28 protein-coding genes, 1 rRNA gene and 1 pseudogene are annotated in these 26,988 nt (G+C 41.5%); 9 read left to right on the plus strand and 21 right to left on the minus strand.

What is annotated here, in order from left to right; genetic code table 11:
- A 16S ribosomal RNA gene (locus tag ACRRMM_RS13980) occupies positions 1-80 on the minus strand; the annotation flags it as partial.
- Between the two features lie 317 nt (positions 81-397).
- Positions 398-1,276: a nucleotidyltransferase-like protein gene (locus ACRRMM_RS13985; protein ID WP_268439283.1), complete on the minus strand. Its 879-nt coding sequence runs from the start codon at positions 1,274-1,276 to the stop codon at positions 398-400.
- A 189-nt stretch (positions 1,277-1,465) separates the two neighbouring features.
- On the opposite strand from ACRRMM_RS13985, the gene ACRRMM_RS13990 reads away from it, so the two are divergent.
- Complete coding sequence (locus ACRRMM_RS13990; protein WP_007496750.1) at positions 1,466-1,813, plus strand: YgzB family protein; 348 nt, start codon at positions 1,466-1,468, stop codon at positions 1,811-1,813.
- A 35-nt stretch (positions 1,814-1,848) separates the two neighbouring features.
- Here ACRRMM_RS13990 and perR read toward each other — a convergent pair whose 3' ends face one another.
- Complete coding sequence (gene perR / locus ACRRMM_RS13995) at positions 1,849-2,286, minus strand: peroxide-responsive transcriptional repressor PerR (protein WP_003217782.1); 438 nt, start codon at positions 2,284-2,286, stop codon at positions 1,849-1,851.
- 159 nt (positions 2,287-2,445) lie between these two features.
- Complete coding sequence (gene bcp / locus ACRRMM_RS14000; protein WP_007496746.1) at positions 2,446-2,913, minus strand: thioredoxin-dependent thiol peroxidase; 468 nt, start codon at positions 2,911-2,913, stop codon at positions 2,446-2,448.
- 129 nt (positions 2,914-3,042) lie between these two features.
- Between bcp and ACRRMM_RS14005 the strand changes: the two genes are divergently transcribed.
- Both ACRRMM_RS14005 and ACRRMM_RS14010 read left to right on the plus strand, forming a co-directional pair.
- A complete protein-coding gene (locus ACRRMM_RS14005; RefSeq protein WP_008341922.1) occupies positions 3,043-4,338 on the plus strand; it encodes a glutamate-1-semialdehyde 2,1-aminomutase in 1,296 nt (431 codons plus the stop codon).
- 247 nt (positions 4,339-4,585) lie between these two features.
- A complete protein-coding gene (locus ACRRMM_RS14010; RefSeq protein WP_025206980.1) occupies positions 4,586-5,659 on the plus strand; it encodes an FUSC family protein in 1,074 nt (357 codons plus the stop codon).
- 227 nt (positions 5,660-5,886) lie between these two features.
- Here ACRRMM_RS14010 and ACRRMM_RS14015 read toward each other — a convergent pair whose 3' ends face one another.
- The 10 genes and pseudogenes from ACRRMM_RS14015 to fabL form a co-directional block, all read right to left on the minus strand.
- Positions 5,887-6,783, minus strand: coding sequence for an ABC transporter permease (locus ACRRMM_RS14015; RefSeq protein ID WP_007496739.1), 897 nt, complete (start codon positions 6,781-6,783; stop codon positions 5,887-5,889).
- A gap of 18 nt (positions 6,784-6,801) precedes the next feature.
- On the minus strand, positions 6,802-7,803 hold the full coding sequence (locus ACRRMM_RS14020) for an ABC transporter permease (protein ID WP_007496737.1): 1,002 nt from the start codon (positions 7,801-7,803) through the stop codon (positions 6,802-6,804).
- Between the two features lie 61 nt (positions 7,804-7,864).
- Positions 7,865-9,451 carry an ABC transporter substrate-binding protein gene (locus tag ACRRMM_RS14025; RefSeq protein WP_096881158.1) on the minus strand — a complete coding sequence of 529 codons (1,587 nt, stop codon included), beginning with the start codon at positions 9,449-9,451 and terminating at the stop codon, positions 7,865-7,867.
- Complete coding sequence (locus ACRRMM_RS14030; protein ID WP_342493383.1) at positions 9,426-10,403, minus strand: ABC transporter ATP-binding protein; 978 nt, start codon at positions 10,401-10,403, stop codon at positions 9,426-9,428. Before ACRRMM_RS14030 ends, ACRRMM_RS14025 begins: the two co-directional genes overlap by 26 nt.
- A complete protein-coding gene (locus tag ACRRMM_RS14035; RefSeq protein WP_342493382.1) occupies positions 10,372-11,394 on the minus strand; it encodes an ABC transporter ATP-binding protein in 1,023 nt (340 codons plus the stop codon). Before ACRRMM_RS14035 ends, ACRRMM_RS14030 begins: the two co-directional genes overlap by 32 nt.
- A 112-nt stretch (positions 11,395-11,506) precedes the next feature.
- Positions 11,507-13,249 carry an ABC transporter ATP-binding protein gene (locus tag ACRRMM_RS14040; RefSeq protein WP_428828833.1) on the minus strand — a complete coding sequence of 581 codons (1,743 nt, stop codon included), beginning with the start codon at positions 13,247-13,249 and terminating at the stop codon, positions 11,507-11,509.
- Positions 13,250-13,344: 95 nt separating this feature from the next.
- A complete protein-coding gene (gene ntdP / locus ACRRMM_RS14045) occupies positions 13,345-13,875 on the minus strand; it encodes a nucleoside tri-diphosphate phosphatase (RefSeq protein WP_008341956.1) in 531 nt (176 codons plus the stop codon).
- A 147-nt stretch (positions 13,876-14,022) separates the two neighbouring features.
- Positions 14,023-14,283 carry a YgaB family protein gene (locus ACRRMM_RS14050; protein WP_129548180.1) on the minus strand — a complete coding sequence of 87 codons (261 nt, stop codon included), beginning with the start codon at positions 14,281-14,283 and terminating at the stop codon, positions 14,023-14,025.
- A 174-nt stretch (positions 14,284-14,457) separates the two neighbouring features.
- Positions 14,458-14,607: pseudogene (locus tag ACRRMM_RS14055) on the minus strand (gamma-type small acid-soluble spore protein); the annotation flags it as partial.
- A 75-nt stretch (positions 14,608-14,682) separates the two neighbouring features.
- Complete coding sequence (gene fabL, locus ACRRMM_RS14060; RefSeq protein ID WP_007496726.1) at positions 14,683-15,435, minus strand: enoyl-[acyl-carrier-protein] reductase FabL; 753 nt, start codon at positions 15,433-15,435, stop codon at positions 14,683-14,685.
- A gap of 81 nt (positions 15,436-15,516) precedes the next feature.
- Between fabL and ACRRMM_RS14065 the strand changes: the two genes are divergently transcribed.
- Entirely contained in the window at positions 15,517-15,741 is a 225-nt protein-coding gene (locus ACRRMM_RS14065; RefSeq protein WP_008341962.1) for a hypothetical protein, read from the plus strand.
- On the opposite strand, the gene mutY is transcribed toward ACRRMM_RS14065, so the two are convergent.
- Positions 15,728-16,828, minus strand: coding sequence for an A/G-specific adenine glycosylase (gene mutY, locus ACRRMM_RS14070; RefSeq protein WP_017366880.1), 1,101 nt, complete (start codon positions 16,826-16,828; stop codon positions 15,728-15,730). The genes ACRRMM_RS14065 and mutY overlap by 14 nt on opposite strands.
- Positions 16,829-17,019: 191 nt before the next feature.
- On the opposite strand from mutY, the gene ACRRMM_RS14075 reads away from it, so the two are divergent.
- Complete coding sequence (locus tag ACRRMM_RS14075) at positions 17,020-18,000, plus strand: metal-dependent hydrolase (protein ID WP_008341965.1); 981 nt, start codon at positions 17,020-17,022, stop codon at positions 17,998-18,000.
- A gap of 27 nt (positions 18,001-18,027) precedes the next feature.
- On the opposite strand, the gene rsoA is transcribed toward ACRRMM_RS14075, so the two are convergent.
- Together rsoA and ACRRMM_RS14085 are read right to left on the minus strand one after the other, a co-directional pair.
- Positions 18,028-18,249, minus strand: a complete 222-nt coding sequence (rsoA, locus tag ACRRMM_RS14080) for a sigma-O factor regulator RsoA (protein ID WP_041116267.1) — start codon at positions 18,247-18,249, stop codon at positions 18,028-18,030.
- Positions 18,197-18,799 carry a sigma-70 family RNA polymerase sigma factor gene (locus ACRRMM_RS14085; RefSeq protein WP_048002116.1) on the minus strand — a complete coding sequence of 201 codons (603 nt, stop codon included), beginning with the start codon at positions 18,797-18,799 and terminating at the stop codon, positions 18,197-18,199. Before ACRRMM_RS14085 ends, rsoA begins: the two co-directional genes overlap by 53 nt.
- Positions 18,800-18,965: 166 nt before the next feature.
- On the opposite strand from ACRRMM_RS14085, the gene ACRRMM_RS14090 reads away from it, so the two are divergent.
- From ACRRMM_RS14090 to ACRRMM_RS14100, 3 genes are all read left to right on the plus strand, one after another.
- Positions 18,966-19,130: a YvrJ family protein gene (locus ACRRMM_RS14090; RefSeq protein WP_003217819.1), complete on the plus strand. Its 165-nt coding sequence runs from the start codon at positions 18,966-18,968 to the stop codon at positions 19,128-19,130.
- A 94-nt stretch (positions 19,131-19,224) separates the two neighbouring features.
- Positions 19,225-20,388 (plus strand): oxalate decarboxylase family bicupin, encoded by a 1,164-nt coding sequence (locus ACRRMM_RS14095; protein WP_048002115.1) that lies wholly within the window; start codon positions 19,225-19,227, stop codon positions 20,386-20,388.
- Between the two features lie 67 nt (positions 20,389-20,455).
- A complete protein-coding gene (locus tag ACRRMM_RS14100; RefSeq protein ID WP_048002114.1) occupies positions 20,456-20,878 on the plus strand; it encodes a regulatory YrvL family protein in 423 nt (140 codons plus the stop codon).
- Between the two features lie 4 nt (positions 20,879-20,882).
- Here the strand turns inward: ACRRMM_RS14100 and ACRRMM_RS14105 are convergent, their stop codons facing one another.
- Positions 20,883-21,350, minus strand: coding sequence for a DinB family protein (locus tag ACRRMM_RS14105; protein ID WP_025206969.1), 468 nt, complete (start codon positions 21,348-21,350; stop codon positions 20,883-20,885).
- Positions 21,351-21,556: 206 nt separating this feature from the next.
- Here ACRRMM_RS14105 and ACRRMM_RS14110 point away from each other — a divergent pair, with 206 nt between their 5' ends.
- Positions 21,557-22,690, plus strand: a complete 1,134-nt coding sequence (locus ACRRMM_RS14110; protein WP_129548179.1) for an FAD-dependent oxidoreductase — start codon at positions 21,557-21,559, stop codon at positions 22,688-22,690.
- A 23-nt stretch (positions 22,691-22,713) separates the two neighbouring features.
- Here the strand turns inward: ACRRMM_RS14110 and ACRRMM_RS14115 are convergent, their stop codons facing one another.
- The 3 genes from ACRRMM_RS14115 to ACRRMM_RS14125 all read right to left on the minus strand — a co-directional run bounded on the left by ACRRMM_RS14115 (position 22,714) and on the right by ACRRMM_RS14125 (position 26,950).
- Positions 22,714-25,308, minus strand: coding sequence for a YfhO family protein (locus ACRRMM_RS14115; protein WP_428828832.1), 2,595 nt, complete (start codon positions 25,306-25,308; stop codon positions 22,714-22,716).
- A gap of 87 nt (positions 25,309-25,395) precedes the next feature.
- Positions 25,396-26,379 carry a glycosyltransferase family 2 protein gene (locus ACRRMM_RS14120; protein ID WP_008341983.1) on the minus strand — a complete coding sequence of 328 codons (984 nt, stop codon included), beginning with the start codon at positions 26,377-26,379 and terminating at the stop codon, positions 25,396-25,398.
- A gap of 298 nt (positions 26,380-26,677) precedes the next feature.
- Entirely contained in the window at positions 26,678-26,950 is a 273-nt protein-coding gene (locus tag ACRRMM_RS14125; RefSeq protein WP_017358840.1) for a YfhJ family protein, read from the minus strand.
- Positions 26,951-26,988: the final 38 nt, after the last annotated feature.

Consider the following 26,988-nt stretch of genomic DNA (forward strand, 5'->3'; position numbering starts at 1 on the left):
CTCCCTTCTGTCCGCTCGACTTGCATGTATTAGGCACGCCGCCAGCGTTCGTCCTGAGCCAGGATCAAACTCTCCGAGGTATGCAGGATGCATATCACACATGCGTTGCTACACGATGTAGCGAACTTAGCATGTGATCATTTCCTGCCTCGTCAGTCTGACTGACTACCTATGAAGTATCATAGGATTTTTTTATAAAAAACTCGAATTAACAGGTACGTTTTGTCTTGTTTAGTTTTCAAAGATCATTTTCGTTATCGCTCAGAAGCGACTTTCTTAATATAACATTTGAGCACCGTGTGCGTCAAGTGTTTTTCTGAATTTCTTTTTGTCCGCTTTTCTTTCAAAGCAACTCAGTTGCTCATTAGCGACGTTTAATAATATACCATCATAATATTCATACGTCAATATCTTTTTTAACAAAATATCCTCGATGATAGATTTTTTGCCCCTTCGTCTCAATTGGCTCTACTAGCACAATTCCTTTTTCCACAAAGAAATCAATCATCACACTAAGATCAGGCGTGAAATGTTTGAGATCAGGATGTGCAAGAAGCTCGCCAAACAGCCAAATTTCCTGCTGTTCCATGACATGACGCAAATGAGCCGCACCAATTTCTGCTTTTGAATGAATCAAGAAATCATTCGCTAGGAATAAAAGTTCTAACCGTTTATGAAGACTTTCGTGGCTTTCAATCAGCTCTGAATAAAGTTTATATACTTCCGGCTCCATATGACGTACTTGGTTCCAAACGGTCACTTCTGGGTGGAAGCCTTTATCAATCACTTCAATACGCGCCAGATGATGCAGGGCATGCACAATGGAATTATATGCATCGAGGAATTGATTTGATTCAAAAAATGCTTTTCCTTCTATATATCTTCGAATGAGCTTGCCATATTCTAAACCAATTTTGAGCTTGCGGTTAGAAAACGGGAATGTACTCAGTTCATCAATCAAGTTGAAAATATATTCATTTCGATCAAACAGGACTTTTCCGTTTAAAATCCAATCAATAATCCGTCTGTTGGTACCTAAGGTAATCCATTCCTTCAACTGATCATCTGTGACAACATTTAAAGAAGCTGTTTGGTGACCGGATTCATAGTGCTTAATAAATAACGGTTCTTCCGCATCCTTTACGATGACTAGAAGCGCTGCATCAAAGTTATCCGTCTCAGAAGATACTTTATGTCTTCTTTCTACTATAATCACAGCTAATGTATCTGGATGACTTGCTCTCTCTTGATAAATAGGACGGAGAAGATTTTCCATAGTGATTCCTCCAATACTCGGGTGTAAGGTTCTTCTCTAATGCTATGTATTTCTCCTCATAGAATCAAAATTCCTTCAATACATGAAAAAAGATCGTTGAATCATTATAAGCAATTTATTCACAAAACTCTATAACTAATTCAAACAGAAAGGTAAAATGTGCTATATTGGAGATAAGGGGGACTAGGGATGGCGAAATACTCCAGTAAGATTAATAAAATCAGAACATTTGCACTTAGTTTGGTTTTTGTTGGTTTTTTGATCATGTATATCGGTGTGTTCTTCAAGGAATCGGTCTGGCTGTCGACCTTCTTTATGCTACTCGGCGTGTTATCGATTGGATTGAGTACAGCCGTTTACTTTTGGATCGGTATGCTTTCTACGAAGGCAGTCCGGGTCGTATGTCCAGGCTGTGAGAAGGAAACAAAAGTGCTTGGGCGGGTGGACATGTGCATGCATTGCAGAGAGCCACTTACACTCGATCCAGCATTAGAAGGCAAAGAGTTTGATGAATCCTACAATCGAAAAAAGTCATAAAAATAAGCTGACCATTCAACTGGTCAGCTTTTTCATTAATGATTTTCTTTTTTTGCACATTCTTGACAAGTGCCATAGATCTCCAAGCGATGATGACTTACTGTAAAGCCTGTCACATGGGATGCAAGCTGTTCTACTTCATCAAGGCCAGGATAGTGAAAGTCAACGATCTTTCCGCAGTTTTCACAAATCGCATGGTAATGGTCAGATGTCGCAAAATCAAATCGGCTTGAGGAATCCCCATACGTTAATTCTTTTACTAATCCAGATTCCCGGAAGACTCGTAAATTGTTGTAAACCGTTGCTACACTCATATTAGGAAATTTTCCTTCAAGTGCCTTATATATATCGTCCGCGGTTGGGTGTGTCATAGAATTTACGAGAAACTCCAAGATGGCATGGCGCTGCGGAGTAATTCGAACACCGGTTTCTTTTAGAGCGTCTAAAGCATCTTTTAGTTCGTGAGCAGCCATTTCATCATGCACCTCTCTTTTCAAAAATATTCTTATATTATAATCTTTATAAATAGTGTACCCCCAGAGCCGAAACTTTGTCAATTACAATCCTCTTTTTTACCTATTCTTCTATACAAAAAAGACCGGCACGACTGCCGATCTCATCACGTCAACATATTAAGCGTGAGCTTTCAGTTCCTCAAGCGCTTCTTCCACATGATCTTTCACCTTTACTTTACGCCACTCTTTCACAAGCTTTCCTTCTTTATTAATAAGAAACGTTGAGCGTTCAATTCCCATGTATTCCTTACCAAAGTTCTTTTTCAGCTTCCATACACCGAAAGCTTCAGACAATTTTTGTTCGTCATCTACAAGAAGCAGGAAAGGTAAGTCATGTTTTTCTTTAAACTTTTGGTGCTTGTCTTGACCGTCTGGGCTTACGCCGATGATCACAGCATCTAATTCCGCAAAGCTTTGATGGCGGTCACGGAAATCACAAGCTTCCGTTGTGCACCCCGGCGTCATATCTTTTGGATAAAAATAAAGGACAATGTGTTTCCCTTTAAAATCAGAGAGCTTTACTTTCTCTCCATTATCACCAAGTAATTCAATATCAGGTACTTGCTGCCCCACTTCGATTGTCATGATACAATCCCTCCAACCTATTTTTTCATTAGCCTATCCAATTTCGAGAAGATATTCAACTAAGGACGCTTGCATCGGCATGTTAAAATAATGATAGACGACGTGATACGTTGAGATAGGAGGCTATTTATGAAATTCACCGAATCAGAAAAATTACATCAAGAGGCGCTGGAGCATATTGTTGGAGGGGTTAACAGCCCATCTCGTTCATATAAAGCAGTGGGCGGCGGGTCACCTGTTGCAATGGAAAAAGGCGAAGGCGCTTATTTTTGGGATGTTGACGGAAACCGTTATATCGACTATTTAGCAGCATACGGTCCAATTATTACGGGACATGCTCATCCTCATATTACAAAAGCCATCACGAAAGCAGCCGAGACGGGTGTCCTTTACGGAACACCAACGAAGCATGAAGTCACTTTTGCTAAGATGCTGAAGGAAGCGATGCCTGCTTTGGACAAAGTTCGTTTTGTCAATTCAGGTACAGAAGCTGTGATGACGACAATCCGTGTCGCTCGCGCTTATACAGGCAGAACAAAGATCATTAAGTTTGCCGGATGTTACCACGGTCATTCTGATCTTGTGCTAGTTGCGGCCGGCTCTGGACCTTCCACTTTAGGAACACCAGATTCAGCGGGCGTGCCTAAAAGTATTGCCAATGAAGTCATTACCGTTCCATTCAACGATATAGACAGCTACAAAGAAGCATTAGACCGCTGGGGTGATGAAGTAGCAGCTGTTCTTGTTGAGCCAATTGTCGGGAACTTTGGCATCGTAGAGCCTAAAGACGGTTTCCTGCAGCAGGTGAATGACCTGACTCATGAAAAAGGGGCTCTAGTCATCTATGATGAAGTCATTACAGCTTTCCGCTTTATGTATGGTGGTGCACAGGACTTGCTTCAAGTAAAACCTGACCTCACTGCATTAGGTAAAATTATCGGCGGCGGTCTTCCAATCGGCGCTTACGGCGGCAAAAAAGAAATTATGGAGCAAGTCGCCCCGCTTGGACCAGCATACCAAGCTGGTACGATGGCAGGTAATCCTGCCTCCATCCTTTCTGGTATTGCATGCTTGGAAGTGTTAAAAGAAGACGGGGTCTACGAACGTCTTGATCAGCTTGGGGCCATGTTAGAAGAGGGAATTTTAGCCCACGCAAAAAAACATCAAGTAGATATTACAGTGAATCGCTTAAAAGGTGCTCTCACCATTTATTTTACAAAGGAAACGATTGTGAACTACGAGCAGGCTGAAAATACGGATGGTGAAATGTTCGCCCGTTTCTTTAAATTCATGCTCGCACAAGGTATTAACCTCGCTCCTTCTAAATATGAAGCTTGGTTCTTAACCATTGCACATACTGAAAATGATATTTCTGAAACGCTCAAAGCAGTAGATCATGCGTTTGAACAGCTGAAACAATCATAATGAAGAGAAAAACAGACGTAAATTCATGCGTCTGTTTTTTTATTTACCAGCTCTTGATTGTCAAAAGCGAGTGAATCTGTTACATTTTTTCTCAATACCTTCTTTTGATGTTTTCATGAACTTTCAAAAATCACTTGAATATTTCGGAAGACCGCTGTATATTACTTAGTTGTTTCATCAAAATATTTATGATATATGACAAGTGGTCATCTATTATCGAAAAGAAAGGAATGCAGGGACAAAACCAATGAAACTTGGAGCCCGTATTTTAAAAACTGGTATTGCCATTGTACTCGCGCTTTACCTGGCAACATGGCTTGGGTTGCCGACACCCGTCTTCGCGGGAATTGCAGCTGTATTTGCTATCCAGCCATCTATTTATCGATCATTTTTAACGATTGTTGATCAAGTGCAAGCCAATATTATTGGAGCAGCACTTGCCATTACGTTCGGTCTGCTTTTTGGCACAGGACCCGTCATCATCGGCTTAACTGCCGTCATGGTCATTGCGATTAATTTAAAGCTGAAGATTGAACACACGATTCCGATTGCACTCGTAACCGTCATCGCGATTTTAGAAAGTGCAGGGGATCATTTCCTTTCCTTTGCCTTAATTCGAACAGCAACTGTGGTGTTAGGCGTACTTTCTTCATTTTTAGTGAATTTGATTTTCCTGCCGCCAAAGTATGAAACAAAGCTTGTTCATCACATTATGGAAAATACGGAGGAGATTTTAAAATGGATCCGTCTGAGCTCCAGACAGTCTACTGATCATTCCACTTTAAAGGATGACATCGATCAAATAAAAGAACGCATGATCAAATTAGATCACATTTACTTGTTATACAAAGAAGAACGAAGCTATTTAAAGAAAACAACTTATGTCAAATCTAGAAAGCTTGTTTTATTCAGACAGGCAATCATGACGTCTAATCGAGCGCTGTACTTGCTGAAAAAGCTTCATAAGTTAGAAAATGAAATTCATTTGATGCCAGAGCATTTCAGAGAGAGCTTAACAGATGAGATTGATTATTTACTTTATTGGCATGAACGTACCTTGATGAAGTTTGTTGGAAAAATGAAACCGCAGGACGATGATTTTCAGAATGAATGCTCTCTTCGTCTTGAAGCATTAACGAAATCATTTATTCAGCACCAGCAAAATCAAGAAAACGACTTGCTGGATTACAATATGCTGAATGTGATGTCGAGTATTATTGAATACCGTGATGAATTGGAGCATCTAGATACTTTGATTACAAGCTTCCAAACGTATCACCCAAAAGATAGTGAGATTGAGACAGAAGAAAAAGAAGCTTAAATACAAAAGCCCGATTCTAAGAATCGGGCTTACATTTTTGACAAAGGGCTAAAATGATCTTTATTTTAGACATTTGTCTTCATTTCAGCGTAGTTGAAAACTCTTGCAGTCTAGGAAGGACGAGTACCGGAGCGGAGCGAATCTGACATTCGTGAGCACCGGCACGCAGGACTAACAACGAATGCGAGGGTTTGCCTACACGCTGAGACCGATTCTTAGAATCGGTCTTATTTTATTTTCTTCATTTTAGGATCAAGGGTGTCCCTTAATCCATCTCCCATCAAGTTAAAGCCAAGAACCGTCAGCATGATCGCAATCCCCGGGAAAAATAAAGTCCATGGCGCTTGTACGAGATAAGGTCTCGCATCTGCAAGCATTTTCCCCCACTCTGGACTTGGCGCTTGTGCACCTAATCCTAAAAATCCTAAAGCCGCCGCTTCAATAATGGCAGTACCAATCGCAAGCGTCGCTTGAACGATGACCGGCACCATACTATTTGGCAGAATGTGACGAAGAACAATGCGGCGGTGTGACATCCCAACTGCTTTTGCTGCTAAAACATATTCTTCTTGCTTAATGCTCAGCACCTTTGAACGAACCAGCCGCCCAAAAGTCGGGACGTTAATAATCGCTATGGCAATAAGGGCATTTTGTAAGGAAGGGCCTAAGATGGAAACGATCGCAATCGCTAATAGAATGCTAGGAAAAGCGAGTAAAATATCAAATAGTCTTGAGATGACAGCATCCAGTAATCTACCGCCGTAACCTGCCATCAATCCAAGCAATGTCCCTAAAATAACCGACCCGAGAACGGAGAAGAAACCCACCCATAATGAAATCCGAGCTCCATGCACGACTCTAGAAAATATGTCTCTCCCGAAATCATCTGTTCCAAACCAATGCGCAGCTGAAGGGGCACTAAATCGTTCGCCTAGTGACTGCTCGTTGATTCCATAAGGAGCAATGAGCGGTGCAAAGATTGCTAGGATCAGAAATAAAAAGACAATCACAGTGCCAATGACCGCCAGCTTGTGCTGAAAGAACAGTTTCATCGATTCAAGAATCAGTGATTGAGAGCGTTCTTCCTTTTGTTTAGGTGCTTGAAGCTCTTTTTGCGCTTCCATGTCGTCACTCTCCCTTCCCTAGTATTTAATCCTCGGATCAATGACTGCATACAAGATATCCACAATGAAATTGATCAGCACAAATATGAGCGCAACAACAAGAATGCCAGTTTGAATGACAGGATAATCACGATAGCTAATGGCATCGTAAATATATCGCCCAATTCCCGGCCAAGCAAAGATCGTTTCTGTTAAAATGGCTCCGCCTAGCAAGAGACCTGTTTGAAGACCAATAATCGTTAAAATCGGAATGAGCGCATTTTTCAGCCCATGCTGATAAATGATGAAAAATGAACGTACCCCTTTTGCTTTTGCTGTTCGAATAAAATCTGAATGAAGAACTTCCAACATACTTGCCCTCGTAATCCTTGCAATAATCGCAGCAGGAATCGTTGCGAGAGCGGTACTTGGTAAAATTAAATGCTTGATGCTGTCAAAGAATTGATCAAATCGCCCTTGCAAAAGCGTGTCCAGCGTATGGATATAGGTGATCGACTCTACCGGATTTCTGACGTTTTCTCGTCCTGTAGTCGGCAAAATACCTAATTCAATCGAGAATAGCCACTGTCCCATTAAGCCTAACCAGAAAATCGGCATGGACACCCCAATGAGCGCAATAAACATGGCCACATAATCAAAGAAAGAATGTTTAAACCACGCACTAATGATTCCGGCATTCACACCGACAATAATCGCCAGCAACATAGCGAAGAAAGTCAATTCTAATGTAGCGAATAAGTAAGGCTTCATTTCCTGGGCAATAGCCGCTCCTGTTCGTATGGAAGTCCCTAGATCGCCTTTTAAAAGCCCCAGCATGTAGTGACCATATTGTACGTACCACGGCTGGTCTAAACCAAGCTGAATCGTCAATTGCTCTACTGCTTCTTTCGTTGCCCGCTGTCCTAAGATGACCTGCGCCGGATTTCCAGGGATAAACCGAATAATAGAAAATACAACTAAGGTCATTCCGATCAGTACTGGAATGAGCATTCCTGCTCGCTTCATACAATAAGCAAACAAACAGCTTTCACCGCCTTTTCATTGTTTGGATAAGGGAGATCGAACGATCTCCCTTATTTGCTTATTCGAAATATACGTCAGTCAATGCTTCGGAACCAGTCGGATGCGGCTGGTAGCCTTTTAAATCTTTAGATGCGGCAAGCATTGGAATTGAATGGACTAATGGGATCCAAGGCGCTTCATCATGAATGATTTCTTGAGCTTCTTGATATAATTCATTTCGCTTCTTTTGATCTGTATCGGTCTGCGCTTCAATGAGGATGTCATGCATTTTATCGTTTTGGAAGAATGTATAGTTGTTACCGCCAATACTGTCTTTATCTAATAATGTGTAGATGAAATTATCAGGATCGCCATTGTCCCCTGTCCATCCTAATAAGAACACATCTGCTTCGCCTTTACTTGCTTTATCTAAATAAGTCGCCCAATCATATGTGACGATTTCGGCTTTGACACCAACTTTTTCAAAGTTTGACTGAATGACTTCAGCTACCTTCATCCCGTCTGGCATATATGGACGCGGCACAGGCATTGCCCAAAGCTTGATGCGAAAACCGTCAGGGAAGCCTGCCTCTTTCAATAGTTCTTTTGCTTTTTCCGGATCATATGGATATGGCTCAATCTCGTCATTGTAGCCTTCTAATGACGGAGGAAGTGGATTTTTTGCTGGTTCAGCAAGCCCTCCATAAAACGACTCGATGATTGATTCTTTATCAACTGCATAATTGAGTGCCTGACGAACCAACTTGTTATCAAGCGGCTTTCTAGTCACTGTCAGCCCGATATAACCTACGTTCATGGATGGTCTTTCAATCAGCTGGAGCGCTTTGTCTGTTTTAATGCCATCTAAATCGGACGGATTGACGCCATCCATTAAGTCGATTTCGCCTGTTTTAAGCGCATTTAAACGAGCAGAGTTTTCAGGAATAGAGCGGAAGATGATTTGTTTCAGTTTTGGTTTATCTTTTTGCCAGTAATCTTCGTTCTTTTCTAAGACAATACGGTCGTTTTGCTTCCATTCTTTAAACTTAAATGGTCCTGTGCCCACTGGGTTTTCTCTAAATGAATCACCGCTTTTTTCAACTGCTGCAGGACTAGCGATACCAAATGGTGACATGGCGATGTTTTTCAGAAATGTTGCCTGCGGGCGTTTGAGTTGAAATTCAATTTCATGCTCTCCTTTAACGATGATGTCTTTAATGACATGCCCTTTATCTTTTTTATAGCCGCCAAACATGCCGTAGTAAGGAAATTTTTCGGCATCTCCATTCATCCAGCGGTCAAAGTTGAATTTCACTGCTTCTGCATTAAAGTCTGTGCCATCGTGAAATTTCACACCTTCTCTTAAGTAGAACGTGTACGATTTTCCGTCCTTTGCAACATCCCATTCTGTTGCGAGGCCCGGATGGATGGTCGTGTCTTTTTCACCGTAATTCAAAAGCTTTTCAAACATATTCTCTGTGACCTTGAAGGTTTCGCCTTCTGTTGTTGTAATCGGATCAAGTGACGTAGAGTCCCCTCCTCTGCCGAATACGAGAGTGTCTTTTGTGGCTTTTTCTTCTGATGTTGATGAAGATGAACAGCCCCCTAAAAATAACGCAAGTGCTAGCACAAGAATGAAACTACTGAATAACCATGTCTTCTTCATTGTGTTCCTCCTTTTGATATAAATAGCACGCAGCTGCATGACCTGTTTCCTCCTCATACAAAGGCGGAACAGCTTGCAAGCATTGCGCCCACCTTTTTGGACATCTTTTATAGAAAGGACAGCCATCTTCTGACAACAAGGTGGATTCTTCTGCTGACACATCCTGCGTTTCCAGCACGTGATCCATATGTGGAATGGATGTCAGAAGAAGCGATGTATAAGGATGAAGCGGCTTGTGAAAGACGGCCTCCGCAGGACCCATTTCTACAATACGGCCAGCGTACATCACTGCAATTCGGTCGCTCATATACTTGACAACGCCTAGATCGTGAGAAATAAACAAGTACGTCAGAGAAAGCGTCTTTTGCAATTCGAGCATTAAATTCAAAATTTGCGCTTGAACCGATACATCTAAAGCGGAAACTGGCTCATCGGCAATCACAAGACTTGGATGAGTAATCAGTGCCCTAGCAATTCCAATACGCTGCCTCTGGCCGCCGCTGAATTGGTGCGCATATCGATCTCCATAGGATGGGTCAAACCCAACAATGTGCAGCATCTCTTTTACCCGCTTTTGTCTTTCTGCTTTTGTTCCATGTTTATGAACAATGAGCGGTTCTTCTAAAATGTCTTTGATTTTCATTCGTGGATTTAAGGAAGCGTATGGATCTTGGAAAATCATTTGAATGTCTTTTCTGAAGGAACGCATGTCTCGTTCTTTAAGAAGCATCACTTCTTTTCCTTTCATTTGGATTGAGCCAGAAGTCGGTTCGATTAATCTCATTAAGCTTTTGCCAAGGGTTGATTTCCCGCAGCCAGATTCGCCCACAATGCCGAGCGTCTCTCCTTCTTTCATGTGAAAGGACACTTGATTTAAAGCCAAAGTCGTCTGTTTGTGTTTAGAAAAAAATGCCGATGTGTCATAACGCTTCGTCAGTTGATTCACTTGCAAGAGTGGGTGATTCAGTGTCTTCTCCTCCTTCCATTAGAAAACATGCGACGCGGTGATTGTGTGAAATGGATTGTAAAGATGGGTCTTTTTCAAGACATTGCGTCATTTGATATGGACAGCGTGGTGCAAATTGACAACCGGACCGAATAGCTCCTGGCTTAGGTACATGACCCGCAATGGACATGAGTTTTTCTTTTTTCTCTTTAAATGATGGAACAGAGGCGAAAAGACCTTTCGTGTAGGGATGGAGAGGTTTTTGGAAAATACGGTCAACGGTTCCTTCTTCTACGATTCGACCGGCATACATAATCATGACACGCTGGCATATTTGCCGCACGACGCCTAAATCATGAGTAATAAATAAAATAGCGGTGTCCATCTCTTCATTTAACTTTTTGAGCAAACGAAGAATTTGTGCTTGGATGGTGACATCAAGTGCAGTCGTTGGTTCATCTGCAATCATGAGCTTTGGGTGACACAGCATCGCCATCGCAATCATCACACGCTGACGCATGCCGCCCGATAGTTCATGTGGATATTTTTTGAGTAATGACGCTGCTTGTTTCAGGCCTACCGTTTGAAGCAAATCTACTGCCTTCACTTTTGCTTCTTTTTGGCTGATGGCCTGATGTGTGAAAAGGGCTTCTGTCATTTGCTTGCCGATGGTCATGAGTGGATTGAGAGAAGTCATGGGTTCCTGGAAAATCATTGAGATGTCATTCCCTCTGACCTCTCGCCATTGTTTCTCCGAAAGTGACAGCAGGTTTTGACCTTCAAATTGTATGTGACCTGTTGTTTCTGTTTGGTGATTCAGCCCCATTAAAGACATCGATGTGATGCTTTTCCCGCAGCCAGATTCGCCCACAATACCTAAGGTTTCTCCTTTTTGAATAGAGAATGAGATGTCATGGACGATCGGCACTCTCTGCTTTTTTTGCTGAAAGGCAATGGACAGCTGTTTGACATCTAGCAATACTTCTTGTTCTTTCACATCTTCACCACCCCGTCATACTTTTTAAAATTGTATTGAGACAAGCTGGGAAATATGTCATGTTTTTGACAAGCATAAAAAAGCCTATCCGCTAGAATCGGATAGGCTTCTACTAATTTAATGTTTGAATGGTAAATAGATGGCGATAGTGGCTGTCTCGGTTCATTAATTCTTCATGTGTTCCTTTTTCCACAATCTCGCCTTGTTCCATGACCACAATGAGGTCCGCATGTGTGATCGTTGATAAACGGTGCGCAACAATAAAAGTTGTGCGATCTTTTGCCAGCTTTTGCATCGCTTCTTGAATGTAATGTTCACTTTCTAAATCAAGTGCAGACGTCGCTTCGTCTAAAATAAGCAGCGGTGGATTTTTAAGAAATACCCTCGCAATTGAAATTCGTTGTTTTTGACCGCCTGATAGCTTTACGCCACGTTCTCCTACCTTTGTGTCATATCCTTCAGGAAGAGACATGATGAACTCATGGGCATTAGCCGCTTTGGCCGCCGACACAATTTTCTCAAAGGATGCTTCTGGGTCTCCCACAGCGATATTTTCTTTAATGGTGTCACTGAATAAGAATGTATCTTGGAGCACCATCCCGACTTGATTCCGCAGGCTTCTTGCCTTGTACTCTTTAATATCAATGCCGTCAATTTCGAGTGATCCGCTTGTGACATCATAAAATCTTGGAATTAGGCTGACGAGCGTCGACTTCCCTCCGCCGCTCATTCCTACAAGCGCAACGGTTTGACCTTTTTCTACTTTCAAGGAGATATTGTGTAAAATTTCTTCCTGTGTATGTTCGTAACGGAACGACACATCTTTAAATTCTACCTCTCCTTTTAAGTGATTGGCTTCTTTTGCATTCGGCTTGTCTGTTACTTCATACGGTTCATCAATAAACTCAAAAATACGATCCATTGATGCTACTGACTGAGTTAAAGTCGTCGATGAGTTAATGAGACGGCGAATCGGGTTGTACATCCGATCAATGTAGCCGACAAAGGCAATCATTGTCCCAATTGAAAGCGACCCGTTAATGACGGTATAACCAGCAAAAGCAATGATGAGCAGCGGCGCAATGTCTGTGATCGTATTGACGACAGCGAATGTTTTGGCATTCCAATTCGTATGATTGATCGCTTTGTTTAAGAAATTTTTATTTTCATCGTGAAAATTCTCTTGTTCGTATTCTTCAATCGCAAAGCTGCGAATGACAGGCATTCCTTGTACTCGCTCATGCAGGTGCCCTTGTACCTCAGCCAGTGCCTGCGACCGCTCTTTTGTCAGCTTGCGAAGCCGTCCGTAAAAATACTTCACTGCTAACGCATACAGCGGAAAAATAATGACAGACACAATGGTGAGTTTAAGATCCAGTGTACACATAATGGCTATCACAATCAGGACGGTCATCAAATCAAGCCAAATGTTCATAAGCCCTGTGATGACAAATTCCTTTGTTTGCTCCACATCGTTGATGACCCTTGAAATAATTTCCCCTGTTCTCGTGTTGGCGTAATAACGAAGGCTTAGCTTTTGAATGTGCGAGAACAGTTTTTCCCGAATATCAAATAATACTTTACTGCCTGTCCACTGCGCACAGTATTGTCTGTAGTACTCAACAGGCGGTCTCATCACTAAAAATAATACAAGCATGATTCCCATAATAATAAAGAGAGTGGATGTTTTTTCTTCAGCCGATCCAGAGCCTTGAATCACATCATCAATGACATACTTTAAAAGCAGAGGCAATGTTAAGGGAATCGAGAACTTAATCATTCCGATCACCATTGTCAATGCAATCTGTTTTTTATACGGTGTTACAAAAGCCATGTAACGTTTTATGACCCCCATGTAAATCTCCTTCCCAATCTATCAGTGCCTCTTATCCGTACGCAGTCAAAAACCTGTTGGCTTTGAAAAGCCAAACAGGTTTTAGCTGCTGTTACTTATTTTGTATAACGCAAAAAACGTTCATACCACATATCCACAAATTCTGGAGCAAACGGTCCCTTCCGCTGGTGAATCCAATGCAGTAATGTATTTAGATGCTCTCGTAAGATACTATCGATTTCTTTTGGATAATTCATCTGCCTCTTATGATCTGCATATTCATCCTCATCCAAAATATTATACGTCATGTCCGGAAAGACTTTGACATCTAAGTCGTAATCAATATACTTAATCGCCTCTTCATCTGTCGCAAAAGGAGAGCTGATGTTGCAGTAATAATACACCCCATCATCTCGAAGCATCCCAATGACATTAAACCATTGTTTTGCATGAAAATAGCAAATAGCCGGTTCTCTTGTCATCCATGTACGGCCATCGGATTCAGTCACCATTGTTCGATCGTTTGCACCAATGATACACAATTCCGTTGCTTTCAGAATGGTGGTTTCATTCCAAATCCTGTGGATCAAGCCATTATGTTTATAGCTTTGAATTTGGATGGTTTCTCCTTCCTTGGGATAGCCCATATTTTCTCCCCTACTTTCTATAACAAACAAACCTAACAGTCCAAAGACCTAATTTCCCAACTAAACATGTCTCTATTATATTATACCGTTACATCATTAAAAAATGAAATGAAAAAGCCATTCAACCCAATTGAACGGCACACTCTTTTACATGACGGTTGAGCTCTTCTCCATTTGTTTATACGAATTGATAACTTGTTCAGTCTGTTTTGTAAATAGTGTTTGGACTTTTTGCAGTTCCTCTCGTTTCTGTTTGATTTGATCACGAAGCTTATGCCGCTCTTCCTTTTTTTCACCTTGCAGCAATTGTTTTTCTGTCTCTAAGTACAGATCAAGTTCTCCTTGTACATCGAGCAGCTGATCCATAAGCTGCATTTGTTCTCTGACAAGCTGATCGAAATCAGACATCTAACTCCTCCCTTTCCTTCGATTCCACTTTTTGTATCTATACCATTTCTTGAAAGAAGGAAGAAGTCCTTTGACTGTTTATGTAGAGGTTTTACAGGTTTTGTCGGATGATGGGGAGAGACAAAAAGAAAAGCACTTCATTCGTAGATGAAGTGCTTCCCTTTGTTTCAGTGATTAGCTGTTTTGTTGTTTGTTTTGCTCAGCTTTTTGGTTGTATTTTTTTACGTGCTGTGCGTCAGTCTCGCTAGCAAATTCAGTGCCATATTGACCGCCTTGTGCAGCAGCTTGGTTTTGTTTTTTCACTTGTTGTGCGTTTGTTTTGTTTTGTTGTTTATCCATCATTATCACCTCCACGCACATTAATTTGTGCAGAAGGTGTACATCTTATTCATCATTTTTTTAAACAAGCAAAGAACGTCCGCCATCGACGATAATCGTCTGTCCTCTAATCATATCTGCTTTGCCTGATACAAGGAATTCTACACTGTCGACCATGTCTTTAATTTCCACCATACGGCCTGCTGGTGTATTTTTCTTAGCGTCTTCTAATAGCTCTTCACGATTTGGGAAGTGCTTGAGTGCATCTGTATCAATGGCACCGCCTGATACGGCATTTACGACGATATTTTTTTGTGACAGCTCAACGGATAAGTAGCGTGTCAACGCTTCTAGTGCTGCTTTAGATACACCGACCACCGTGTAGTTTTCAAGGTAGCGGATGGAGCCTAGTGAGCTAATGCTGACGATATGTCCGCCGCCGTTTTTCTCCATTAATTTGGCTGCTTCTTGTCCGCAGAATAACAAGGCCTTCGCATTGATATTCATGGTCCAGTCCCAATGATTTTCTTCAAGATCCATGATTGGGCGCTGAACGCCAGATGCCGCATTGTTCACAAATACGTCTAAACGGCCAAACGTTTCGTCAATTTGCTGGAACATGTCTTTGATTTTCTCTGGCTGACCAACGTTGGCTTTGACAACTAATGTTTTAACACCCATCGCTTCAATTTCTTCAGCTGTTTCAAGTGCTGCTTTTTTGCTTCTTGCATAGTTAATGACAATGTCATATCCTTTTTCAGCCAGGCGAAGGGCTACTTCTTTCCCGACACCTCTACTGCTGCCTGTAATTAGTGCACATTTACGCTTGTTCATTATGGTTCATCTCCTGATTTGAATAGTTTTCGTCCATTCGCTTCACACTAATAGGAAAGTTCCTATTAGGAGGTTACATTCATGTATGTCGGACGCGATTTAAGCCAGCTTGGCATGATGTCAAAGGATCAATGGAAAGATACTGAGCTTGCTTTTTTTCATCATGCTTTCCAACAAATTTTACCTTATTTAAACGAAGAAGGGCAATCTAAGTATCGAGAAATCATTTCTGAAATTGAAAACCGCGGGGGTCTGCACCGAAATGAAGCCGATTATACCCATGGTACAACGGTTAAATATGACTAGGCTGTTCAAGTGCCATCTTCCATATTTTTTGATGTGAGACTGGCAAAGCATATGCCTCAAATTCTTCTGTTGTGACTTTTTTCAGCATCGTGTCATCTGATACAGAGGTCACACGTCCAAAGAAAACAGAAATATTCCAGATGAGGTGGGTAAATACATGTTGAATGGTGCCTTCTAAATCACCAAGTTCTGCTTGTACACCCGCTTCCTCTTTTAAGAAATCAATCAGCTGCTCTTTTTCCGTTTTTCTTCCCTTCATTGTTTCCATGTTTGGGAACTCCCATAAATTCGCAAGCAGACCTGTACTTGGACGCTTATGAATATAGAGGTGGCCTGCATCATCAAATAACACCACCGCTGCCATTGATTTCGCAGTCGGCTTTTTCTTTTTACTTTTCACCGGCAGCTCATGCTGAACGCCTTCCTCCAGTGCTGAGCAATGCATGTTTACAGGACAAATGAGGCATGCAGGAGAGGTTGGGGTGCAAATAAGTGCACCTAGCTCCATTAGCCCTTGATTGAATTCTGACGGCTTTTCCCGGGAAATGAGCTGATCAACCGCAAATTCGAAAATGTTTCTCGTTTTTGGTTTTGCAATATCATCCCATATGGACAAGATACGGGAAATGACCCTCATCACGTTGCCGTCTACCGCAGGGTATGGCTTGTTATAAGCGATACTCAGCACTGCGCCGCTCGTATACGGACCTACACCTTTCAGCTTTGAAAATTGTTCTTTCGTATCAGGGACAACGCCCTCGTAGGATTCATATACTTCTTTCACAGCAGCCTGTAAATTACGCACTCTTGAGTAGTAGCCCAGACCTTCCCATGCTTTCATGACCTTTTCTTCATCAGCTAAAGCAAGATCTTTCACCGTCGGGAATTGCTCCATAAACCGGTTGAAGTACGGAATGACCGTATCCACTCTCGTTTGCTGGAGCATCACTTCTGATACCCAGACGCGGTATGGATCTTGATTTTCACGCCATGGAAGTGTTCGTTGTTCTTTTTCATACCAATCGATTAAATCATGCTGAAAACCCGCAATATCTTTGCGGTCCAGCTTTTCTTGAATGTCTTTCATCTCTATACTCCTTCTTATCGAACCGAGAGCTAACGTTCTGAAAAGAACCTTATTTGTTGTATACTGTTTGTAGATACGTTAACATGTTACATTAAATCGGGATAAAGCAAAAGTGATTTTGCACATAGTCTTGATGAGAAACGTATACTTTGTATGATTGTTCCTAAGCATGACAACTAGGAGGTAATCAATTGGACACTGGTACTCATGTAGTAATGGGCATTTCTCTTGGGGGACTTGCGCTTTTAGATCCAGCCGTCAGCGCAGATCCACACATGGCACACGCCGTGATGATCGCGACCATCGCCGGCTCCCAAGCACCAGACATTGATACTGTGCTAAAACTAAAAAATAATGCAGTTTATATAAGAAATCACCGGGGATTTACTCATTCCATTCCGGCTGTACTGTTTTGGTCATTGCTAATTCCTGCTGTGATTTTCCCATTTGTGCCGGGGGCGAATTTACTTCACCTTTGGTTATGGACACTATTAGCCGTCGTGCTTCATGTGTTTGTCGATATATTCAATGCATACGGCACACAGGCCATTCGTCCATTTTCAAAGAAATGGGTAGCGCTTGGGATCATTAACACGTTTGATCCGTTTATCTTTTTTACCCATCTTGTCGCCATTGTCGTTTGGGCGATTGGCGGGCATCCCGGCTATACGTTTATTACGCTGTATGCCGTGATTTTCTGTTATTATATCGTCAGGGTCATCATGCAGCTTCAGATTAAACGTCAGCTGCGTGCACGATTCGATGAAATTGAAGACATTATTATTTCGCCTACAATGAAGTTCAGACAATGGCGCATTGCCGTGAAATGTAAATCCTCTTTCCATGTTGGACGCAGTATGAATGGTGAGATCATCATTTTAGACACCTTTAACCGTGTGCCGGTCCCTGATACAGAGATTATGAAAATTGCCAAGCAAGACGAAAACATTTCAGCCTTTCTCTCCTTCTCCCCTGTCTACCGGTGGGAAGTGGATAAATACAAGGACCATTATGAGGTACGGTTCATTGATTTGCGCTACCGCAGCAAAGGTCACTATCCTTTCGTCGCGATCTGCCATATCGACATGGACCACCAAATCAAAAATTCCTATACCGGCTGGATTTTCAGTGAAGAAAAACTGCAAAAAAAATTAAGACTCGGCTCTGTGTGAGCGAGTCTTTTTTTGTGCTTACAACTCTTACAACTTCGTCATATATTCCACAATAAACTCCCAAAATCCAGGTCCTTCTTGGTAAATCAGCCAGTCTACTTTTTCGATGAGTTTGATATAGAGTTCTTGTTCGAGGTCTTCTCTTTCTTGATATGCCGTGTTTTGTAGTTTCTTTTTGATCATGGGTGTGAAGGTTTCAATGAGTTCTTCCATTTCTCCATTGGTCATTTTGTCTTCGTGCACGGACATCTCCCCCTGTTTCTTCTTTTAGTTTATTGAGTGCTTTTTTGTGGATATTTGAGATGTTTTGTCTTGATTCACCCAGCCGATCGGCTATTTCCTTCATCGTTTGACCATCGACATAGATTTGGGTTAAGACCATTTTTTGTTTGTCTGTGAGCTGCTGGTAGGCCTTGTACAATCTTTTGTCTTGCAGGTGCTCCCCTAAGTCTTGTTGGTTAAAGAGCACAGCTTCATACATATCTGTTTGAACAGGATCTTTCACTTCTTGCGTATCAGGATGATCGAGTATGAGCGGAAAACGCTGCTGCTTTTTTTTCACTCGTTTGTCAAAGTCGACTGAAAAAATGCGGATCATTGTGGAAATATACTTGATGATGCGGATTTTTTGATAAAACTGCTTGAACTCGGAATCTAGTTTTTTCGCATTTTCCTCGTTTGGCTCTTCCATGACTTGCCGGAGCAGCTGCTGGTTTTTAGGATTGCTTAAAAACTGCTGAATGAGCGGGTGGTCAACGATTTCCTTCCATTTTGCTTTCAATAACAGCCGATAATCCATGTGCATCCTCCCCTTTGTTCTCTCTACTTGCATTAAGTGGACAAAAGTTAAAAAAAGTAAACTTTGTGAAACGGGTCTAATGGTTCATTTTCTCCCCCTTTGATTTCCTATTTCTTCTTTCATACCACTTATAGAGAAGACGAGCATCCGCTGGGAGGTGAGACAAATGGAGACCTTTTTTTCGGAGGAATGGCTGAAGCAGCTCGGTCAGGCTGGCTTCCCTGCCATTTTGACGGTTTATTTGCTGACACGTTTTGAACGAAAGTTTGATGAATTAAGCAAACTCATCCAACGATTGGTCGCTGTTCAAAAAAATGATGAATCAGATTGACATCTTCTTGATTCGTTTCACCTTATGAAAGCGAGGGCGAAATGAAAGGCCTTTTGTCACCTCACACAATACGATGTTGAAAGGGGATTTTATCATGAGTGAAAAGCAAAATGGTGTACCGCAGCCGATTCGAGGAGAAAAAGGAGCAACGGTCAAAATTCCACGTAATCTCGAGCGAGACAGACAAAACCCAGATATGCTCACGCCACCAGAAACCGATCATGGAACGGTTCCCAACATGAAATATTCTTTTTCTGATACGCACAACCGTTTAGAAAAAGGCGGCTATGCCCGCGAGGTAACGGTGCGTGAACTGCCAATCTCTAAAAGTCTTGCCTCTGTGAACATGCGGCTAAAGCCTGGTGCGATTCGCGAGCTTCACTGGCATAAGGAAGCGGAATGGGCGTACATGATTTATGGGGAAGCCCGAATTACATCGGTTGATGCAGAGGGGCGCAATTTTACAGAGGATGTGACTGAGGGAGATTTATGGTACTTCCCTTCTGGCTTGCCGCACTCTATTCAAGCACTTGAACCAGGAGCTGAATTCTTACTTGTGTTTGATGATGGTTCCTTCTCTGAAAATAGTACGTTCCAAGTGACTGATTGGCTTGCGCATACGCCAGAGGAAGTTGTGCTCCAAAACTTTGGAATGACAAAGGAGCAATTTGAGAAGCTACCAGAGAAAGAGAAGTATATTTTCCAAAAAGGAATTCCTGGTTCCCTTGAATGTGACAAGGTGCAAACAGAGCAAGGGGAAGTCCCAAATTCTTTTAAATATGAATTGTTAAAGCAAGAGCCGATAACGTCAAGCGGTGGACAAGTGTGGATTGCGGACTCTACCAATTTCAAAGCGTCTAAAACGATTGCATCCGCTCTTGTGAAAGTTGATCCAGGTGCCATTCGTGAGCTGCACTGGCATCCAAATACGGATGAATGGCAATATTTCATTTCTGGAAAGGCACGAATGACGGTCTTTGCTTCTGATGGACATGCGAGAACCTTCAACTATCAGGCGGGAGACGTTGGCTATGTGCCATTTGCGATGGGGCATTATGTAGAAAATACAGGTGACGAACCGCTTTATTTCTTAGAAATCTTCAAGAGTGATCATTATGCAGATATCTCACTCAATCAGTGGCTTGCGGTCACACCGAAACAGCTTGTTTTGGATCATTTAGATCAAGGTGAAGAATTCTTGAAATTGCTTGATACTGAAAAACATCCTGTCATCGCTGCACCTAAAAAAGAGGATTAATTCTACCTTCCTGCAAAAAGGCTGTCCTTTTTGCAGGTATCTTCATGTAAAGGAGTGTTGTTTACCCATGCAACAATCTGTTCACGCTTTATGGCAAGGGCTGAAATGGCTCATGGCGCTATCAGCTGTCTGTTACATATTTTTGTTGTTTTGTGTGCTGTTCTTTCATTTGACCGGTGCTTTTTACCAATCGGTTTTATCGCTGCTACTGTTTATGGGCATCTACGTCGTACTCGGGATCTCTTTTGAACATCTGGAACACGTGCTCATGCGGTTTCTTCGTAAGTGTCGGTCCAAAAAACGATCCATCGTTTTCTATACCGTTTTATTTCACCTTTTGTTTATTTGGGGTGCTGTCTACTTATCAGATGAATTGGTTGACGGCATTTTGCTGACTACTTCTGAAGAAATTCTCTTTGCGCTAAGTCTTTGGCTATTTCATTTTTTGTTTGATTATGCGTCGTTTTCGTTTGATAAGGAAGCTTCGTGAGGCGCTATCGTCTTTCTGTAGAGAGCGCTTGTTTGACCTGCTCCATATGATGGAGATCATGTTTAATCAAACCTTGAAAATAACTTGATAACGTCAGCTCGGTTTGACCGATCAGAAAGGGTGTAGCCCAGCGAGATGCTTCGATTTTCTTCATTTCTTGAAGCAATTTTGTTCTAACAGCAATAAATCGCCCGATCGTCTCGCTTCTCTCTTCCTTTCTTGCTCTTTCGGCTGACTGCTGATTCATTTCATGCACATCAGGTGCCTGAGGTAACGCTTTATTGTTCCAAAATTCCTTTAGGCGATCGTGTAAAATAAATTCATCCCATGGAACGAAATGTGCGATGATCTCAGCAATGCTCCACTTTCCATCAGCGATGGCGCTACGCCATTCTTCTTCTGTTACTTCCGTTAGTGACTGTACCCATTCAAGGGTGTGTTCATAGTGTTTTATCACGGTGTCTTTGTTCATGTTTTGTTATCCCCTTCATGTTTTTAAAAGAAGTTGATCAGAAATTGGTTAGTTTCATTCTTGCTAAATCATTTATAACATATTATCATATACTTTAATTACCAAATGAAAAGGGGGAATTGTGATACGCTGTCCTATATGAAAAAGCTTATTTTTTTGCGCCAAAATAAACCGACCGGTCTGTTTATAAAAAGGGAGGAAAAATGATGAAATCTCAAAATGTGATCATTATCGGCAGTGGTGTAGCAGGATTGGCTACTGCTTTATTTTTAAAAAAGGCTGGAATGGAAAGTACGATTTATGAAAGCAGGTCAGATGAAGAATTAGAAACAGGAGCAGGTTTTTTACTATCTCCGAATGGGGTAAAGATTTTGGATGGAATCGGGTGTAAAAATGAAGTGATAGCAAATGCAACAGTGATAAAGAAGATCCAGCAAATAAACAGTGAAAATGAAATAGAAGCGATCTTTCACAATTATAGTGAAAAATATTATGATGCCCCTTTACTGAACGTCATGAGAGACCAAATCATCAAATCACTTTTAAAAGAAGTTCACCGCCAAGGAATAGAAGTGAAATACAACAAAAAGTTAACCTCGATCAAACAGCAGCCTCATTCCGTTCAGGCTCTTTTTGAAGATGAAACTGTGATAACAGGTGATATCGTAATAGGAGCAGATGGAACTTTTTCTAAAACAAGAGAGGCTATTGCGTTTAATGCTAAATTAGACTATAGCGGTTTTTGGGGACTACAAGGAGTATCGTTTGTGAAGGATTTTGTATTGGATGAGGCAACAAGTTATTTTTACAATGACGGAAACTTTCAATTCATTTTTGGGAAAGCGCATCCAACAAATAAAATGAATATTTTATGGCAAGCTTTCTCTCAGTGTCCTGAGAAGTTACCTACAAAACATTTTGAGAAAGCCAATCAAGAAACCATCCGACAGTTATTATATAAACAAATGGAACATTGGAACATTCCTAAACACCTTTCTGACATCATCGATCATACAAACATGTTCTTTCCAAGAAGTATCTATGAAATAAAGGATTTTCCTGTGTGGTCAAAAGGACGTGTTGCTCTTATAGGTGATGCGGTACATACGGCGAACCCTTTTGTTGGTCAAGGAGCATCGTATAGTCTAGAAGATGCCATGCTCATAGCAAAGATGCTAAGGGATCATGATTATCGAGATGCGTTCTATTATTATGAAAAGGATCGAAGAAAGAGGACAGAAGAATTGAATGCGCTATTTCAGCACATGAGTATTCAAAACGATATTGATAAAAAAATGAACGAATACACGATTGAATGGGATGAAGAAACTTACGTATGAGATGAAAGATAAAAAAACACCACTTATGATGAAAAGTGGTGTTTCTTGTGTTTTCTCCGTGCATAGAGGATCGCACCGATCAAACTGACGAGTGAAATCAATGCGAGAATTCTGATATAAGGCGGATAGTAGGTTAGCACGATCTCGTTTTTTCCTTTTTCTATTGGAAAACCGATAAACGCATAATTGGCTTGTTCAATATCGGTTTGCTGGCCGTTCACCGTGAGCTCCCAGCCTTTTTCATATGGAACAGGCAGAATCATATAATCATCGCCACGCTTGTTATCATAAGAAATCGTAAAGCGGTTATTTTTAAGTTTCACCTGCTGGCTGCCATCATCCTGTTTTTCTTTTTCATATGCTCGCTCAAGGATGCGGTATGGCTCATGATATAGCTTTAATTGACTCAGCTCATACGTCCCTTTTGGAACTCGAATGGAAAGGATTTTTTCAGCTGGGACTCGAATCGTCACGTCATTAACGCCTGTTTTGTAGATAGACGTATTGCTTTTACGTGATGTGACGTAGTCATCCACAGATAACTGAAACCCTTCGTTACGGTCGGTCCGCTTCACATAAAAGCTCACATACACATCCCCCACGCGAGCGATATCATCTGGAAGGGTGATATTCAGCCCGCCCGTTTCCCCGTATACATCAAGCACGCCATTTTCGTATATCGCTTGTTCTGTATGAATGTTTGTATCCTTTATTCGATCAGGCGATTGGTCAATTTCAGCATTTCCTTTTTTGTTTAAGATCACACCTTGCAACATCGCATGTTCTTTATCAAGTGCTGACGCATGCTCTAGTGACTTTTCTGAATAGACGGTACTCGTTGTTCTTGCAAATGGGAGCGGACGTGTATTTTCATACACTTCATAATGTTCGCTTTCCAATATTGGCTTAAAATAAACCGGCGGTGAGAAAGACATCGATTTGTCTCTCATATAATACTTCCCGTAGGTCAGGCTGTATAAATTCGCCCTGTCTCCCATTGATGCATACCGGCTGACACTTTCCCTCCCCATATCAATTTGCAGGTCATTCCAGTAGAAATGGAGCAAATGCTGATTCAATATACTTGAATACGCACTCATGCCTTGAAAGCCTTCAAACAACGGGGTGTTGTTGCGCACGCCGTTCATCCAATCAATCCGGGCAAGCGGATCTTTTGAAGAGCGGCTTTGAATCTGCTGAATGAGCTTCATTTGCTCATGTCCAGCATACGCCTCACTATTCAGATACGTATCTGATACGCTCTTAATATTGCTTCTTTCAAATAAGTAGCCCTGCTGATACACGCCTGCTGTCAGTAAGCTCACAACGATGAGCACGGCTGAAAAGAGACGAAGGTGCAGACGTTTCCCAGCATGTATCGAGAGGAAGAACAAGCTGATCACAAGCAGTCCTATTCCGGTAAATACAACAACATCCATGTTTCCCTTTGCTCGTTCTGAAAGGGCGACAGCGAGAAGGAACACGATCCAAGCGCCTAAAACCGCACGTTTTTTCCACTTCCACTCAATTTGCGAGAAATGCTTGATGGTGATGGCTACGACCGCTCCAACTGTAAAAGCAAGAATGTATTCAAACCTGTATTGCGGTGCTGAAAAACCATTAAACACGCTCGCCATCTTTGGACTGTAGTGAAAAACAATGAGCAGAACGCTGATCGATGTAAACATGAAAAACCACCTGTTCCGGTAAAGCGGAACGAGGAACATACAAATGAGAAAGATCACAGGTAATAAATACACCCTGCTTGTAAACATCAGATGATCATGCAGCTCGAACCAAGGAATTGCCTGTTCATACGGCGGTCTTACATTATTGAGAAAGCCGTAAACAGACGGAATAAAAAAGGCAGCACTGATCCCAAACGATAACAGCGTAGAGATCGCAAGGGTCCAGAACACCTTCCAGCCTCGCTCCTCGCTTTGAAGCTTGATCATATATCTGAAGACGAGATAAATGGCTAAAAAGATAAAGTGAATGTAAGCAAAGTAAAAATTATTGATCAGCATGAGACTGCAAGCCGCAATAAACCAAGCCGGCTTGCCTGTTTTAAAAATCCGTTCAACCCCGAGCACAAGCAGCGGAAGCCACATCATGCTGTCGGTGAAAAACTCCCAAAACGTTTGATGCCGAAAGTACACAATAGACAGTCCGTAAATACCGGCACCTGTCAGCGCCCCCAGCCTATGTTGCACAATCGAAAGGAGCACACGATATGCGATGAACAGAATGACTGTCAGCTTGATCACACTAAGCCAAATAACAGCATTTGCCCAAAAGTGAATATCTGTTGACTGTATAAGGTGAAGCGCATTCAACAGCCAGACGACAGCAACTGTGACCATAAAAACAGTCGATGTTGTGAAATAATAACCTAATTGCGTATATGTACCGCCGCCTAGACCGAATTGATAGGAATAAAAGAAGTTCCCTTTGACGTATTCATCGTAAAGCAGCTTTTTAAATGGGAGCATTTGCGAAATGCCATCCCCATCTCCCGTCATATATCGGCCTTGCGTATATTCATATAAGAAAAAGGAGTGTCCTAATAAAGCAAGAATGAGGCACATTCCAATGAGTATCCATCTACGTTTCATCATCTAAATCCTTTCTCCAAAAGATCCACTGTTCATTGAAACAAAACAACCCAGCAAGCGTTTCGTGCTTGCCGGTTATTTGACTCCACGTTATTTAAATAACTGCGTTAACACTCGGTCTTGTTCTTTTGAGCTCGTCTCTTGTTCCATGACATTTGATTCTTGAATTAAGTAATGCGGCCTCTTTTTCGTTTCATAGTAAATCCGGCCAATGTATTCTCCGATCACGCCTAGACTCAAAAGCTGGACACCACCGAGGAAAAGCACAGCTGAGATTAAAGTGAAATAACCCGGTACCATGATGCCCGTTCTGACGATTTGAATAAAGGTCGCCACGATGTAAATCAAAGAGAGAAATAAGATCAAAATACCCGTATAAAAACAAATACGCAGCGGGCGGTTGTTAAAGGAAATGACACCATCAATCCCGTAGTTAAATAATTTCTTCAGTGACCATTTTGTATCACCGTGCTGTCTTTCCACATTTTCATAATAGATGACCTTTTCTTCAAAGCCAATCCAGCAAAAAAGCCCTTTTGAAAAACGATTTCCCTCTTTCAGCTGAAGCAATGCGTCGATCGCTTGACGGGAAATTAAGCGGAAATCTCCTACACCATCACGCAAGTCCACTTCGACCACCTTGTTCATCACTTTATAATACATCGATGATAGGTAAGAACGAAGCTTGCTGTCCCCTTTACGGTTTCGTTTGGCAATGACTTGATGATAACCTTCTTCGTAGCCTCTAACAAAATCCTGAATCAAATACGTTGGGTGCTGTAAGTCGGCGTCCATAATGATCGCAGCTTCCCCTTTTGCATGCTCAAGACCTGCTAAAATTGCAGCTTCTTTCCCAAAGTTACGGGAAAAGGAAATGTATTTGACTTTTGCACTTTTGTGAGAGAGCTCTCTCATGTATTGAAGCGTATTGTCTTTGCTTCCATCATTCACAAAGATGATTTCAAAGTCATAATGAAAATCGCGAAACTCTTCCTCGAGTGCCTCAAAGATTCGTCTGATGTTTTCACCTTCATTGTAAGAAGGAATTATAACAGAGAGCAGTTCCCGTTCCATATCGCACCTTCTCTTCACTTTTTTCACATAGTCTGTTATGTTCATTATTCCTTTTTTATCAGAAAACGAAACCCTTTTTTATTATCCATAAATTTCATGTATCCTTAATCGTTACATTATATCAGAGTTTTATTTCCAGTGATTTTCACCAACATGAATTTAATGTAATTTGTTTATCCATTGTAAAAAGCCTGTAATTTTGATCACAGACTGGGTATTGTTTCATAAAATTGTTTAGTTATTTATATATTTTCCTGTTTATTGAAAAAGATGAGTAGAAGTGAAAAGGGCAACCCTTTTAATGCAGTAGCCCTTTGTTGTTTTGTTGCAAATGCTCATTTGCCTTCGATTGTTTATTTTGAAATAAATGCAGCTGAGCACCATAGCTTTCGATCCATTCTTGGACAATCCGTTCAGTCGTTTCCTGTCCTTTATATTTGCGGCCAGCCTTTGCATAGGTTGTTTCAAAATCACTCCAAAGGAGCTCTACCCATGTACGTGCTTCTTCATATGTGAGCATATTGTTTTTTTCCATTAGTTGTTCGGTTAATCGCTCAAAATATTGTTCCATACTGGTTCCTCCTTCATCTAGCAGAAAGTGCCTTTTTA

The organism is Bacillus sp. XT-4 (assembly GCF_050864245.1).
Lineage (GTDB): Bacteria > Bacillota > Bacilli > Bacillales > Bacillaceae > Bacillus > Bacillus altitudinis.